Below are 15,816 nucleotides of genomic sequence, written 5' to 3' on the forward strand. Positions count from 1 at the left end.
CTAATTATACTGAACAATTGATCCATTTCTTATTACAAACAAATTTTGATTAAAGATAAATGGTCTTGAAACAAAATCTCCAGAAACCTTTTCTATTGTTTTAATATTTCCAATACTCAAATCTGCTAAAATCATTTTTCCATCAGAATTTGTGAGATATAAAGTCGTGTCATCGATTGCAAAACCTACTGGCTTAATATCTTTTCTTTTTTTAAGTTTATAGTTCTTCAACAAATCAGTAACACGAATAATATTTCCTTTATTTTTTTCAATAGTTAATAAATATCCATCCTCAGATACCGTAAAAATTAAATTTCCAGTTATTACAGGTGTAATGTTAGAGCTAATTTCATTTTTCCAGTTAATTATTCCATTTTTAAGATCGATTGAATAAAATTCATTTTTATTATTTGAAAAATAAATAGAATTTCCATCAGAAACTAATTTTGAAACTTTAAAATTATAGGTTTCATTAATTATTGAGCTACTTTGTGTTGGTAGCTGCCAGATTATTAATCCTGTTTCAATATCAGCTGCAGTTATATCACCGATTGAATTACTAAATACCACTAAATCGTCAACTATAATTAAGGATAATTTTGAATTAGAGATAGTAAAAGAGTCCTCAGTTTTTAAGTTCCAACATTCATTGCCGGTTTTTATCTCATAACATCTTAAAGTATTTTTATAATCAATAACAAAAAATTTATCTTTATGTTTTTTAATATCAGAATTAAAAGGGTAAGTATTATTTTTAGACCAATTTAATTCCCCTGAATTAATATTTATTGAATAATATTTTGCTATACTATCAGTAACTAATAAATTTTTAGCGTCTAATCCAAAGTTTAATTTAGGTTTTTGCTTTTTTTCTGCTTTTGAATAATGGTTTTTTTTCCATAATACTTTTTTATTATTATTGTACCTGATTATTGAACCTTTTTTATCAAAAAATATTAGACCATTTTCTAAAAAAACTGGTTTAAAATTTAACTGGTTAATCTCTTCAAATTTTCCAAATTTATATGTCCCAATCTTTTTTAACAAACCACTATATTTTTGAGCACCATAATTATTTTTGTTATCTATAATTCTGTTGTTAGTTTTAATTTTCGTTAAATCTAATTTTAGTTCTTGGTTAAACTCTGAGGAAATCTTTTTTTCTTCTGAAAAAACCTTTTTAATATTTTTTACTGGTTCTAATTTTTTTTCTTTATCTTTCCAAATACGTGAATTTTCATTAAATGAACAATGATTTAATAAAATCAATGATATTATTAAAATAATTACTCTAGTCACTCAAATCTCTGTTCAATCTTTTTTCAGCTTGTAATTTTATATCTGAATTAGGGTTTTCTAAACTGATGATTTGATTGAAAAATTCTTTTGATTTTTGCTTTTGATCTTTTGAATAAAAAAACTCAGCCATCAGATACAATGCGTGGGATCTCCACACACTTTCAGAATTAATTAATGGATTTAAAATATTAAGCAAATCACTCTCTTGAGCTTGATCTGCATTAAATAATGCTTTTTTATAAATTACTAAATTATTTATTTCTTTATCAAGTGGTGTATTTTCAATTAATAGATCAAAATATTCATTTATTTTAGCACGATCAGAAATAAGTTTTTTATCTAGAATAAAGTATAGTGATAACGGAGAGTAAGTAGGATCTTTTTTATTGATGATTTCTACTAAATTTTTTATCGTGCTTTCTTTATTTTTATCTGAATGCATTAATGTCGTCGAATTAAATTTATTTGAAATTTCTATTTTTTGATTAGTTTTATATTTATCAAAACTATATGCTGCTATTAGAACAATCATTATAGCAAGCAAAATTACAATAATTTTACTTTTATTTTTAACAAAAAAATTTCTTACTCTTTCGTTTCTTGTGTTGCTATTTATAATTGAAATTTCTTCATCCATAATTAAATCATATTTCTTAATACGTATTGAAGTATGCCTCCATTTTTATAGTATTCTAATTCATTTTTAGTATCAATTCTGCATAAAGTTTTAATTTTTTTAATATCACCAGATGCATATTTGATTTCTAAACTTACTTCATCAGATGGATTAACGCCTTTTTCTAAACCAATAACACTTATTAATTCAGATCCAACTAAATTTAAATTTTTTCTATTAATATTATCTTTAAATTGTAATGGTAAAATTCCCATTCCAATCAAATTAGACCTATGAATTCGTTCAAAACTTTCAGCAATTACTGCTTTAACACCTAATAATTTAGTTCCTTTTGCAGCCCAGTCCCTAGAGGATCCTGTTCCATATTCTTTTCCACCAATAACGACTAAATCTGTTCCTCTTTTTTTATATTCCACAACGGCATCATATACAGGTAACACTTTTTCTTCAGGATATAATTTTGTGAATCCACCTTCAGTTCCTGGAGCCATTTCATTTCTAATTCTGATATTTGCAAATGTTCCTCTCATCATTACTTCATGATTTCCTCTTCTTGATCCATATGAGTTATAATCCTTTGGTAGAATCTGGTGCTCCATAAAATATTCTCCTGTAGGACTATCTTTTTGAATATTTCCTGCTGGTGATATGTGATCTGTAGTAACCATATCTCCTAAAATTAATAAAGGTCTTGCATCTTTAATTGGTTTAAATCCCTCTGGTTGATCAGAAAGTTTATCAAAGAATGGTGGTTTCTTTACATAAGTTGATCCTTCATCCCAATTATAAATACTACTTTCTTCTGTTTTAATTTTTTGCCATTGACTAGGTCCTTCAGAAACATTTGAATATCTTTTAATAAACATTTCAGCATTTAAAGATTGTTTCAAAGTATCTTCTATTTCTTCATTAGTCGGCCAAATATCTTTTAAATAAATACTATTTCCCTCTTTGTCTTTACCCAGAGCATCTTTATAAAGATCAAATTCCATATGACCTGCTAAAGCATAAGCTACTACTAATGGAGGCGAAGCTAGATAATTAGCTTTAATATGTGGAGAAATTCGTCCCTCAAAATTTCTATTTCCTGATAAGACTGATACTGCGTATATATTTTCTTTTTGGATAGCATCAACAATATTTTCAGGTAACGGACCTGAATTACCAATGCAGGTCGTACATCCATAACCCACTAAATTAAAACCAAGTTTATCAAGGTAAGTGTTTAATCCAGCTTTTTCTAAGTAATCAGTAACTACTTGTGAACCTGGTGCTAATGAAGTCTTTACCCATGGCTTTACTTTTAATCCTAATTCAACAGCTTTTTTTGCAAGTAATCCAGCACCAATTAATACGTTAGGGTTAGATGTATTAGTGCAGGAAGTAATCGCTGCTATTAAAATTGATCCATCTTTAATTTCATAATCTGTATCAGAAACTTTTGAGATAGATTGATTTTTTCTACTTGTTGCTTCCTCAAAAACTTTTTTAAATGAAGTTGCTGCCTCTGTTAATAAAACTTTGTCTTGTGGTCTTTTAGGTCCTGAAATTGTAGGAACAACTGTAGACATATCTAAAGATATAGTATCTGTAAATTCTATTTCATTGCTTGCCCATAAGCCTTGTTCTTTTGCATATTTTTCAACAATATCTACAGTATGTTGATCTCTTCCTGAGAATTTTAAATACTTTAAGGTTTCATCATCTATTGGAAAAAATCCACATGTAGCCCCATACTCAGGCGCCATATTTGCAATTGTAGCTCTATCTGCTAATGTTAGATTTTTTAAACCTACTCCATAAAATTCAACAAATTTACCAACCACACCTTTATCTCTTAACATTTTTACAACTGTCAAAACAAGATCTGTAGCTGTTGTGCCTTCAGGCATTTTATTTTTTACTTCAAAACCAATTACTTCTGGTATTAACATTGATATAGGTTGGCCCAACATTCCTGCTTCTGCTTCAATTCCACCAACACCCCAACCTAGTACTGATAATCCGTTGACCATAGTTGTATGACTATCTGTGCCAACTAATGTATCTGGGAATAAATATTTTTCTCCTTCAAATTCTTCAGTCCAAACAACTTTTGAAAGATATTCTAAATTTACTTGGTGACAAATTCCTGTTCCTGGAGGAACTATTCTAAAATTATTAAATGCTTGTTGTCCCCATTTTAAAAAAGAGTATCTTTCACCATTTCTCTCAAACTCAATATCTACATTTTTTTCAAAAGAATCTGAATTAGCTGATTTATCAACTTGTACCGAGTGATCTATTACTAAATCAACTGCTGATAATGGGTTGATTGTATTTGGATCTTTGTTTTTATCTTTTACTGCCTCTCTCATTGCGGCTAAGTCAGCAACAGCGGGAATACCTGTATAATCTTGAAGTAAAACTCTAGCAGGTCGATATGCAATTTCAGTATTTGATTTTTTTGATTTTAACCATTCTTTAATTGAATTAATTTGGTTTTTGTTTACCGATAGATCATCTTCGTATCTTAAAAGATTTTCTAATAAAACCTTTAACGACTTAGGAAGTTTAGAAATGCCAGTTAGGCCGTTTTGTTCAGCTTCTTTTAAAGAATAATATTTATATTCTTTATTATCGATTGAGATATTTTTTAGAGTATTATAAGAATTTTTTGTACCCGGTGTCATATTATAAATAAAAAGTTATTATGCTTAATAAAAGAAGCAGTGACATAACATAATTAAAATAATTAATAAATTTCTGATTTGTCGCAAATTTCCTAAGAAATTTACCCATAAACGTCCAAAGGGTAATACTTGTGACCGAAACTAGTAATGCAAGAACAAGAATTTGAGTCGTATAATTCACAAAGTTCTCTCCTGGATTTATATAAGTAGAAACAACAATTACTGCCGCAATCACTCCCTTTGGATTTAAAAATTGAAAAATAAAAGTTTCTATAAATTTGACAGGATTTTTATTTTTGTTTTCTTGTTTTGTAGATCCTGAAAATGAAATCTTATAAGCTAAATAAATTAAAAATAATGTTCCAAGATATTTTAGTATCTCTTGAACTAGTGGATATAATTTAAATACATTTATTAACCCTAAAGCTAAACATAATAAAAGAAAGGGGAAGCCTAAAGTAACTCCAATAATATGCGGAAGTGTTCTTTTAATTCCAAAATTAAATCCAGAATAAAATGCTACAAAATTATTTGGTCCGGGCGTGAATGCAGCAACTATTCCAAACAACGTAATTGATAAAATTTCTGGATGCATTATTAAGCAATTGGTAAACCATTCTCTGACTTTTGAGATGGATGAACTAATATAACTTTTCCCTCTTTATCTATAGATCCTAAAATCAATACTTGAGACACAACACCAGCAATATTTTTTTCAGCAAAATTACATACTCCAATTACTTGTTTTCCTTTGAGATTTTCTTCATTGTAATAATGAGTAATTTGAGCAGATGATTGTTTAATTCCAATCTCTTCACCAAAGTCAACTTCAACAACTAGTGATGGTTTTCTAGCTTTTTCATTTTTCTTAACAGAGATAACTGTTCCAACACGAATGTCCACTTTGTCAAAAATATCATATGTAATTTGTTCTTTCATATAATTAATATATAATGGATGAAAAATATGAGTACAGAAAATAATTCAGAACTTTTATATAATAATTCTATTAAAATTTTAACAGACCTAATTGGTTTCAAAACTATATCTGGTGAAGATAACACTGCTTTAATTGATTACTGTGATGATATCTTAAAAAAATTAGGTGCTACTTCTTTTAGAACATATGATGATGAAAAAAAAAGAGTAAATCTATTTGCAACTCTTAAAGCAAAAAATTCAAATAATAAAAAACCAATAATTTTATCAGGACATACTGATGTTGTTCCAGTTTCAAAAGGTTGGAGCTCAGATCCTTTTACTGCAACAATAAGAGAAGATAAATTATATGGAAGAGGTTCATGCGATATGAAAGGTTTTATTGCATGTGCTTTAGCTTATGCGCCTATTTACTCAAAATCTAATTTAGATAGAGACATTCATTTTTCTTTTACCTTTGATGAAGAAACAGCATGTATAGGAGCTCCTATATTAATAGAAGAATTGAAAAGAAGAAATATTAAAGACGGTATTTGTATAGTTGGAGAACCAACTAACATGAAAATTATTGATGCTCATAAAGGATGTTATGAATATACAACATATTTTAAAGGTTTAGCAGGTCATAGTTCAGCACCTCATAAAGGTGTAAGTGCTGTTGAATATGCATCAAGATATGTAAATAAATTAATTGAATTAAGAAAAAAACTTAAAGAGAGAGTGCCTCAAGACTCAATTTTTGATCCTCCACACTCTACTTTATCTATTGGTGGAATATTTGGCGGTATAGCTCACAATGTAATAGCAGACAAATGCCATGTTAATTGGGAAACAAGACCTGTTGTAAAAGAAGATGGTATATTTTTAAATCAAGAAATAGATAAATATGCAAATGAAGTTTTACTTCCAGATATGAAAAAAGTTTTTACTAATGCCTCAATCGAAAAAAAAATTATAGGAGAAATAATTGGATTTGATAGAAAAGATAAATCAGATGCTTGTGAATTTATCTCAAGTTTAACTGGTGATAATTCTAGACAAGTCGTTTCTTTTGGAACTGAAGCTGGGTTGTATCAGGAAATTGGAATTAGCACTGTTGTTTGTGGACCAGGATCAATTGAACAAGCACATAAAATTGATGAATTTATAGTTCTAGATGAACTCAAAAAATGTATTAACCTTTTGGATGGGATTAAAAATAATTCTATTGTTAATTAATTATTCCAACCACTAACAGCTTTAACTTCTAGGAATTCCTCTAAGCCAAGTTTGCCAGCTTCACGTCCAATACCTGAATGCTTGTATCCACCAAAAGGTGCATCTGGTGCTAAACCTGCACCATTAATATCAACCATTCCAGATCTAAGTCTTCTTGCAACTCTATTGGCTTTTTCTTGATCTTGAGTTTGGATAAAGTTTAAAAGTCCATAAGGAGTATCATTTGCAATTGAAATTGCTTCTTCCTCAGTTTCAAATGGTATAATCGATAAAACAGGTCCAAAAATTTCAGTTCTTGCAATCTGCATTTGATTATTTACATCTGCAAAAGCTGTAGGTTTTACAAAATATCCTTTATCTAAACCATCAGGTTTACCCGTTCCTCCAGCAACTAATTTTGCACCTTCATCAATTCCAACTTGAATTAAGGATTGAATTTTATCAAATTGAGTTTTTGATACAACAGGTCCAATATGATCACCTTCTTTAGTTGCAACATCAACTTTCATTGAATTAGCAAAGTTTTTTACTCTTTCAACAGTCTCATCATAAATAGATTTCTCAACTAACATTCTGGTAGGTGCATTACAAGATTGCCCCGTATTTCTAAAACATCTTAAAGCGCCTCTTTCAACTGCCTCAGCGTCAGCATCTTTAAAAATTATATTGGCACCCTTTCCTCCTAATTCTAAACTAACTCTTTTAAAATCATTCGCTGCATTTTGTGAAATTAAAGCTCCTGCTCTAGTTGATCCTGTAAATGAAATCATATTTACATCTGGATGACTTGTTAAGGCGTTTCCAGTTACAGCTCCATCTCCATTTACTAAATTAAAAACACCTTTTGGTAATTTTATTTCATCAATCATCTCTGCTAAAATCATTGAAGATAATGGTGCAATTTCTGAAGGTTTTAAAACCATCGTACATCCTGCTGCAATTGCAGGAATTACTTTTAAACAAGTCTGATTCATTGGCCAATTCCAAGGAGTAATTAAAGCACAAACACCTTTTGGCTCATGCAAAATATTATTATTGGGAGCATGATCACCTAAAATTTTTTCAAAATTATATTCTTTTAAAACTTTGATATAAGACTTAATGTGACTAGCACCAGTTCCAGCTTGTAATTGAGTTGAAAAATCAATTGGCGCACCCATTTCTAAAGATATAGCTTTAGCCATATCGGCCCATCTCTTTTTATAAAGTACATAAAGAGCTTCAAGATATTTTAGTCTTTCTTCTTTTGAGGAAAAAGCCCATGTTTCAAAAGCTTTTGTTGCTGCACTTACTGCATCATTTACATCTTCAGCTCCACCTAAAGATATTACTGCACACTCCTCTTCGGTTGATGGATCAATTACCGTCAAGTCATTTGGTTTTTTGGGAGAAACCCATTCACCGTTAATATAAAATTTTTTTTGATCTAACATTTTGAGAAACTATCCTTTCTTTATGATTTTGCAAATAAATTTGTAAGTTCGTATACGATTGTTGCAGCTGCAAGTGAAGTAACTTCAGCATGGTCGTAAGCAGGTGAAACTTCAACTACATCTGCTGATACTAAATTTAATCCAGATAATCCTCTTAGAACATTAACCATTTCTCTAGTTGTCATACCTGCAATCTCTGGTGTGCCTGTTCCAGGCGCAAAAGCTGGATCAAGAACATCAATATCAATTGATAAATATAAAGGGTTATCACCGACTCTTTTTTTAATTCTTTCTGCAATTTTATCTGTTCCCTCTGTTTGAAATTCATCACAATGAATTATCTTAAATCCAAAACTTTCATCATTTTTAATATCATCTCTACTATAAAGTGGACCTCTGATACCAACATGCATAGAAGCATCGTCTAAAAATAATCCCTCTTCTCTTGCTCTTCTAAAAGGAGTGCCATGTGTGTATGGGGCACCAAAATAAGTATCCCAAGTATCAAGATGAGCATCAAAATGAACTAATGCAACCGGTCCATTACATTTTTTATTAATTGCTCTAAGTAGTGGTACTGCAATTGTATGATCTCCACCTAAACTAATAATACCTCCTACTTTATTTAATAAGTCGGTTGCTCCAACTTCTATTTGTTTTATTGCTTCATCAATACTGAAAGGGTTACAAGTAATGTCACCAGCATCTGCTACTTGTTGTACTTTAAAAGGTTCAACGTCATAACTTGGATGAAAATTTGTTCTTAAATGACGTGAAGCTTGTCGAATACTTTGTGGGCCAAATCTTGCACCTGGTCGATAACTTGTACCCGCATCAAATGGGATACCTACAATTGCTACATCACAACTTTCAACATCTCTTAACTCTGGTAGTCTTGCAAATGTTGATGGTCCTGCAAATCTTGGAACTTTAGTTCCACTTACAGGTTGAATTGGATTTTTATTACGTTCTTTTTTCATTTATAAACAAAATGTACCACATTCTTTTTAAATCGAATATCATCTAAATTTAGATTATGAGGATTTTTAAGCTAATTTTACTATTTTTTATTTTAATAACTCCAGTAAAGGCAAATACAATTTATAATTTAATAAAAATTCCAAATTTAGAAATTTACGAATTAAAAACACCAAACAACCTAAAATATTTTTATGCTGAAAAACCTTTTAAGCTTGGTATTCATAAAAATATATCTTGCACAAATTCTAATAATCAAACTTATGATGAAAAATACAAAATAATTTCAAAAAATTTAAATAGATATTCAAAACAATTTTTAAAAAAAATTAATCTTAAATATATTGTAATGTGTGAAAATTTATCAATTTCAGGAATAAATACCGCAGGTATTCCTGATCATTTGATGAAAACTCTTATTATTGATCTTGAGTTTAACGAAAAATATTTTGAAAGAGTAATTCATCATGAGTTATTTCATGTCATAAATGACGGATTTAAAGATCTTTTTAATGAAGAAGAGTGGAAATCATTTAATAATAAAAATTTTGAATATGCTGATTGCTCTACTTGTTCTAAGAAATTAGGGCTTGATACCTACCAAAAAACTAATGGTTTTTTCACTGAATATTCAAAAACAATACCCTCCGAGGATATGGCTGAAGTTTTCTCTCACTTAATAACAAATAAATATCAAGACACTAACGATAATATACTAAATAAAAAAGTTGAATTTATAAAAGAAAAGATAAATGAGATTGATGCTACTTTTAATTTTTGATGATTAAAAAAGTTAAAGTAACCTTATCTGAAAAATTAATACTCATTTTTCTTTTAATATTAGCAATTTTTGTATTAGGTTTTACAATAATAATTAAAAATAAATGTTTATTTGTTAAAGATTTCAATCCACAAACAATTAACTTTGATAAGCCAGAAAATATTGTTGTACTTAATGTTGAATGTGGAAATGTAATTATTGAACTCTACCCAGAAGTATCTCCAAAAGCAGTTGAAAGATTCAAGACATTAATAAAAACAAATTCATATGATAACGTTGCATTTCATCGAGTAATTAAACATAAATTAGTGCAAGCGGGAGATCTAGAGTATGGTAAAAAAAATAAATTAGATTACGGAAAAATAGGTACTGGAAAATCTGGTCTTGGAACAATTAATTCAGAAATTGATGCAGAGTTTGATTATAGAAAAGGAAGTGTTGGTCTAGCGCGAACCTTAAAATATAATACTGAAGATAGTCAATTCTTTATCATTCTTGATGACGAACCTTTGTTTGAAGGTGAATATACACCTATTGGAAAAGTAATTTATGGAATAAAAATTTTAGAAAAAATTAAATATTCTCATCGGTCTGAATATGTATTAAGACCAGATTTTATTAATACAATTAGAATGTATGGAATTAATTAGTTAACTAAAGGTTTGCCAGTAGCTAAAGTGTGTTTAATTCTATCTTGAGTCTTCTCAGTTTCAATTAACTTCATAAAAGCATCTAACTCTAATTTATATAAATCATCCTCTGACAAAGTCTTATCAATTGTGGTATCTCCTCCACTTAAAACATGCGATAGTTCTTGAGCAACCAACAAACCATGATCGAGAATAACTTTTTCATTATAAAGTTTTTCTAAAATTTTATTCATTTCTTCTTTGACAGCTTTACCTGGAAGATTAAATTTTGTCTCTAAGGGTGCTTTAAAATCTTTATTATTTTTTAAGATGTCTTTTGCTACTTCCAAAAGACTATTTCTATTCATTATTTTTTTATCTTCTGGTTTTAAATACTTCATGGGTTCAGCTTCAACGGGAGAAGTTGCTGTTTTTCCATAACCAATAATATCAAATACTTTCAATGGTGCATAATGAGGATCATTTTTAGCTTCTTCTGTATCAAGCCATCTTGCTAACATTTCTTTACATCCACCTCCAGCAGGTATTAATCCAACAATAGCTTCAACTAGTCCGACTACAATATTTGTATGAGATGCCACGAAATTACTTTGGACCATAACCTCAAATCCTCCACCAAGAGTTAAACCTGAGGGAGCAGATACAACTGGATGGTCAGAATATTTTAAATGTTTGCATGTCTCTTGAAAGTACCCCACAAATTTTTCTATGGATTTAAAGTCACCTTTATTAGCAAATTCCATTGTATAGCTTAAATTAACACCTGCAGAAAATTGCATACTTTCATTAATAATTATTAATGGCTTATCAGTAGCTTTTTTTAAAGCCTCCATTGAGTCATAATCTAGCGCATTTGCTTTAGTGGTAAATTCAACAATATTATAGTCATCAAATCTATAAATAGATGCTGAGCTATTACCATCAATATTGGTTGCTGTTTTTTTTACTTTTCCTAAAGTTTCAATGTCAGTATATTTTTGTCTTATTCCATGAAATTTTTCATCTTTTGTTTTGGATAAATTTTCTAAAAATTTATTTCCTTCATAATTTTGAAATTTATCGAAAAAATTAGCAACACCAATTTCCTCTAACATTTCAAATGGTCCTTTGCTCCAGTTGAACCCAAGTCTCATTGCTTCATCAATATCATTAAATTCATCTGTAATACCTGGAACTAGAGAAGAGGCATAATTAATAATTTTTGAAATAACTGACCAAGCGTATTCACCGTATTTGTCATCTCTATTGATTAAAGCTTTTAGATCTACTTTGTCAGACTTTATATTAATTTTTTGTGTTGGATGATATTCTCCAGTTTCTAAATTAATTGCTTCAAGAATTTTTTTATTATCAACTTTATTCATTCTATAAAAGCCACCTTTGCCTTTACGTCCTGTATAACCAGTTTCAATTAATTTTTTGACTAGTGGTATTTCTTTTGCAACTTCTTGGAATTCATCTGACTGAGGAAGTTCTTTAATAAAGCTTTTCAAAACATCAGCCATTAAATCTATTCCAATTAAGTCATATAAACCAAATACTCCTGTTTTAGGTATTCCCATTGGTCTTCCAAAAACAGCGTCAGCCTCTTCTATAGACATTTTCATTTTAAATGCTTCTGTCATAGCGATTTGCATTGCAAAAACTCCTATTCTGTTTCCTAAAAAGCCTGGGGTATCGTTGCAAACTATTGCACCTTTTCCTAAACTAATTTCACAGAATTTTTTAAGAGTGTCAATTTTATTTAAATCGTTATTTTCACTTTTAACAATTTCAAGTAAATCCATATATCTAACAGGATTAAAAAAATGAGTTATACAAAAATCTTTTTTATCTTCAGCCGATAGTTTTTCTGAAAGTACACTTATAGGTATTGAAGATGTATTTGATGATATGATTGATCCAGCTTTTCTCTTTTTAAAAATTTTTTCATAAATGTTATGTTTGATATCTATTCTCTCAACAACAGCTTCGACAATCCAGTCTGCTTCATTAACAACTTTAAAATCATCATTAATATTTCCAACATTAATATTATCAATTTTTGACTTATCAATTAAAAGAGGGGGTCTTGATTTTTTTATTCTCTCCCTTGCTTGCTCACTTATCTCTGTAGTTAGGTCTAGTAAAGTAACAGGAACATTTGCATTACACAAATGAGCTGCAATCCCACTTCCCATTGTCCCTGATCCGATAACTACAACTTTTTTGATATTCATAAAATTAGAATGATCTTATATTAAAATTAAATCAAACTTGAAATAAATAAATCGTCTCAACATTAGCTTTGTTGAATTTTTAATTCTTCAATATTAATATGACATCGGATTGCATTACCGTTATCTCCAATTTGCCATGGTGGAGTTTCATTTCTGCATTTATCTCCAATAATTCTTGGGCACCTTCCTTGAAAAGAACAGCCAATTTCAGGTGGTTTTTCCTCAACTATATCTTCAGCTACTAGTTTTGGTCTTATATCTGGATCTGGCTCTAAAACTGCACCGATTAAAACTTCTGTATAAGGGTGAGATGGAAATTGATATACATCTTTTGATGGACCAATTTCACACAATCTTCCTTGATATAAAACAGCAACTCTATCGCTAATAGCTTTCACAACCGCAAGATCATGAGAAACAAACACATAGGTTGTACCTAACTCTTCTTTTAATTTTTGTAATAAATCTAATACAGCGGCTTGTACAGATACATCTAAAGCTGAAGTTACTTCGTCACATAAAATAATATCTGGTCTTGCTGCAAATGCTCTTGCAACAGCTATTCTTTGTTTCTCTCCTCCAGATAATTGTCTAGGATATCTGCTCATATAAAAAGCTCCAAGTCTTACTTTTTCAAGTAATTCGGCAATACTCGATTTAAGTTTATTACCTGTCAAACCAAAATATAGTTTTAAAGGTTGGGAAAGTATTTGCTCAACTGTATGATTTGGATTTAAAGACTCGTCTGGGTTTTGAAAAATTAATTGAATAGATCTTAAATGTTCTGAATTTCTTTTTTTTAAATCACCAGATAACAATTTTTCTTTATCAAATTTTATATACCCATCTTTAGTTTTTAATAACCCAGCGATAGATTTTAAAATTGTAGATTTACCACTGCCAGACTCTCCAACTAATGCTATAGTTTCTCCTTTATTAATATTAATATTTATATCTTTGACGGTGGGATTAGTATCGGTCACTTTGTTTAAGAATTGATCGATAATACCTTGTTTTGCATAAGATATAGAAACATCCTTTAAATCTAAAATTTCATCTATAGTTATTTTATTTTTTAAGTCGTTTGTTATTTTCTGTTCACTAGTTTTTGAAACTAATTCAGAGTGATTAAAACATCTAACACTAGTATCTAGCTCAGATAAATATTCTAATTCAGGCACTTTAACTTTACATTCATCGCTTGAAAAATTACATCTATCATAAAAACTACACCCACTTCCAATGTTACCTGGTTGCGGTTGGCTGCCTGGCATTGAATCAGGAAGCCCTGATAGAGAAAGTTTTGGAATTGATTTTAATAATCCATAAGTGTATGGATGGATAGGTTCTTTTAAAATTTTTCTAACCGGTCCTTCAAGTACAATTTCACCTGCATACATTACAATCACTCTGTCACAAACTTGGGCTATTGCTCCAAGATCATGACTTACATAAACCATCGATGTACCAGTATCTTTTGCTATATCTTTTAAAAGTTCCAAAACATGTGCTTGAGTTGTTACATCTAAACCAGTAGTTGGCTCATCTAATAATAATAATTCTGGGTTACCAGCTAAAGCCATAGCAACTGCAACTCTTTGTTGTTGTCCTCCTGAAAGTTCATGAGGGTATCTGAGTGCCATTATTTTTGGTGATGGAAGTCTGACTTGATTTAATAATTCTGAAATTTTCTGCTCCCTTTCAACTTTACTAAAATCTGTATGTAGTTTAAGCGCTTCCTCAATTTGATAACCAATTTTAAGATTAGGTGTTAATGCTTGGCCAGCGTTTTGTGGGATCATTGCAATTTTTCTGCCTCTAATATCCTCTAATTCCTTGTTATTTAGACTGAGTAAATCTTGAGATTTAAATAAACATTCTCCACCAGTAGTAAAAAGGCCATGTTTAATATAGCCCATCATCGCAAGTGCAAGTGTACTTTTTCCAGATCCTGACTCACCTACTATCCCAACAGTTTCACCTTTTCTAATATTAGTAGTTATGTTTCTAAGAATAGAGATTTGTTCACCTTTTTGACTTTTAAAGCCAATAGATAAATCTTTAATTTCTTGAATATTAGTATTCATAATTTAAACAGGGGCTTTTGTTGATCTATCAATTCCTAAAGCCTTAGCAAAAGCATCAGCGGTTAAATTTATACCAATAATTAATGAGCTTAATCCAACAATAGGCGCAATTACTGCCCACCATGCAAAAGACATTAATCCTCTAGCATTAGATATCATTAATCCCCAATCAGGAGTTGGAGGGCTCACCCCAAATCCCAAAAAAGATAATGAGCTAAATCCAAGAAGCATCCAAGACCATCTCATTGCTCCTTCAACTAAAATAGCATCTCTTACATTTGGTAATATCTCATTCCAAATAATTGAAAGATTGCTATGGCCTCTAGCTTTTGCAGAAACAATAAAATCTTTTGCTATAACATCATGAGTAGCTGCTCTAGCAACTCGAACAATTCCTTTTCCATAAAAAAAACCTAGGGCTGGTATTAATACTTCAGTGGTTGTTCCTAGAAGTGAAACTATCAAAAGCATAGCCAAGATCCAGGGTATTGATAAAAATGCATCTACTATCCTCATCACTACATCGTCAATTCTTCCACCTACTAAACCACAAAAAATTCCTAAAAGACCTCCCCAAAGTAAAGCAATAATTGATCCAAAGAATGTTATGGTAAGTGCAGTTCTACCTCCTAAAATTGTTCTAGTAAAAACATCTCTACCCAAACTATCAGTTCCAAACCAAAATTCTGACGATGGTGCATTTAACATTAACGTAGGATTAATTGCTTTATAATCATAAGGTGCAAACCACGGACTAGTTATAGCTAAAGTTACATGAAAAATTAAAATTGCTAACCCAATAAACCCTGATGGTTTCGAGGCCATTGTAGATATTATATCTAAAACTTTTTCTAGAGAACTTTTGGGATTTTCATGAAATGTATTTTTTGAGTTTTCCATTTT

The 15,816-nt window shown here is 30.1% G+C and carries 13 protein-coding genes; 3 read left to right on the top strand and 10 right to left on the bottom strand.

The annotated features are described in order from the left end of the window. From PB7211_RS06665 to PB7211_RS06685, 5 genes are read right to left on the bottom strand one after another with little or no spacing between them, the layout of a single operon-like run. Nucleotides 1-1,299 carry a PQQ-binding-like beta-propeller repeat protein gene (locus PB7211_RS06665; protein WP_008544523.1) on the bottom strand — a complete coding sequence of 433 codons (1,299 nt, stop codon included), beginning with the start codon at nt 1,297-1,299 and terminating at the stop codon, nt 1-3. Further along, on the bottom strand, nt 1,292-1,936 hold the full coding sequence (locus PB7211_RS06670; protein ID WP_008545324.1) for a hypothetical protein: 645 nt from the start codon (nt 1,934-1,936) through the stop codon (nt 1,292-1,294). Before PB7211_RS06670 ends, PB7211_RS06665 begins: the two co-directional genes overlap by 8 nt. Before the next feature lie 2 nt (nt 1,937-1,938). After that, entirely contained in the window at nt 1,939-4,608 is a 2,670-nt protein-coding gene (gene acnA / locus PB7211_RS06675; RefSeq protein WP_008545707.1) for an aconitate hydratase AcnA, read from the bottom strand. Between the two features lies 1 nt (nt 4,609). Beyond that, a complete protein-coding gene (locus tag PB7211_RS06680; RefSeq protein ID WP_008544357.1) occupies nt 4,610-5,203 on the bottom strand; it encodes a LysE family translocator in 594 nt (197 codons plus the stop codon). A gap of 2 nt (nt 5,204-5,205) precedes the next feature. Beyond that, nucleotides 5,206-5,547: a tRNA-binding protein gene (locus PB7211_RS06685; RefSeq protein WP_008545863.1), complete on the bottom strand. Its 342-nt coding sequence runs from the start codon at nt 5,545-5,547 to the stop codon at nt 5,206-5,208. Between the two features lie 27 nt (nt 5,548-5,574). On the opposite strand from PB7211_RS06685, the gene argE reads away from it, so the two are divergent. Continuing rightward, a complete protein-coding gene (gene argE / locus PB7211_RS06690; RefSeq protein WP_008544724.1) occupies nt 5,575-6,765 on the top strand; it encodes an acetylornithine deacetylase in 1,191 nt (396 codons plus the stop codon). Here the strand turns inward: argE and PB7211_RS06695 are convergent. Both PB7211_RS06695 and speB read right to left on the bottom strand, forming a co-directional pair. Then, nucleotides 6,762-8,198 carry an aldehyde dehydrogenase family protein gene (locus tag PB7211_RS06695; RefSeq protein WP_008545706.1) on the bottom strand — a complete coding sequence of 479 codons (1,437 nt, stop codon included), beginning with the start codon at nt 8,196-8,198 and terminating at the stop codon, nt 6,762-6,764. The genes argE and PB7211_RS06695 overlap by 4 nt on opposite strands. A gap of 20 nt (nt 8,199-8,218) precedes the next feature. Then, nucleotides 8,219-9,178 (bottom strand): agmatinase, encoded by a 960-nt coding sequence (speB, locus tag PB7211_RS06700; protein WP_008545561.1) that lies wholly within the window; start codon nt 9,176-9,178, stop codon nt 8,219-8,221. Nucleotides 9,179-9,234: 56 nt separating this feature from the next. On the opposite strand from speB, the gene PB7211_RS06705 reads away from it, so the two are divergent. Both PB7211_RS06705 and PB7211_RS06710 read left to right on the top strand, forming a co-directional pair. Continuing rightward, complete coding sequence (locus PB7211_RS06705) at nt 9,235-9,957, top strand: putative zinc-binding metallopeptidase (RefSeq protein ID WP_008545819.1); 723 nt, start codon at nt 9,235-9,237, stop codon at nt 9,955-9,957. Further along, nucleotides 9,957-10,607, top strand: coding sequence for a peptidylprolyl isomerase (locus tag PB7211_RS06710; RefSeq protein ID WP_008544229.1), 651 nt, complete (start codon nt 9,957-9,959; stop codon nt 10,605-10,607). The genes PB7211_RS06705 and PB7211_RS06710 overlap by 1 nt, the downstream gene beginning before the upstream one ends. Here PB7211_RS06710 and PB7211_RS06715 read toward each other — a convergent pair. The 3 genes from PB7211_RS06715 to PB7211_RS06725 all read right to left on the bottom strand — a co-directional run bounded on the left by PB7211_RS06715 (nt 10,604) and on the right by PB7211_RS06725 (nt 15,813). Continuing rightward, nucleotides 10,604-12,826, bottom strand: a complete 2,223-nt coding sequence (locus tag PB7211_RS06715) for a 3-hydroxyacyl-CoA dehydrogenase/enoyl-CoA hydratase family protein (protein WP_008544271.1) — start codon at nt 12,824-12,826, stop codon at nt 10,604-10,606. The genes PB7211_RS06710 and PB7211_RS06715 overlap by 4 nt on opposite strands. A gap of 62 nt (nt 12,827-12,888) precedes the next feature. Continuing rightward, complete coding sequence (locus PB7211_RS06720; protein WP_008545916.1) at nt 12,889-14,913, bottom strand: ABC transporter ATP-binding protein; 2,025 nt, start codon at nt 14,911-14,913, stop codon at nt 12,889-12,891. A 3-nt stretch (nt 14,914-14,916) separates the two neighbouring features. Next, nucleotides 14,917-15,813, bottom strand: a complete 897-nt coding sequence (locus tag PB7211_RS06725; RefSeq protein ID WP_008544946.1) for an ABC transporter permease — start codon at nt 15,811-15,813, stop codon at nt 14,917-14,919. Nucleotides 15,814-15,816: the final 3 nt, after the last annotated feature.

Source organism: Candidatus Pelagibacter sp. HTCC7211 (assembly GCF_000155895.1).
Taxonomy (GTDB): Bacteria; Pseudomonadota; Alphaproteobacteria; order Pelagibacterales; family Pelagibacteraceae; genus Pelagibacter.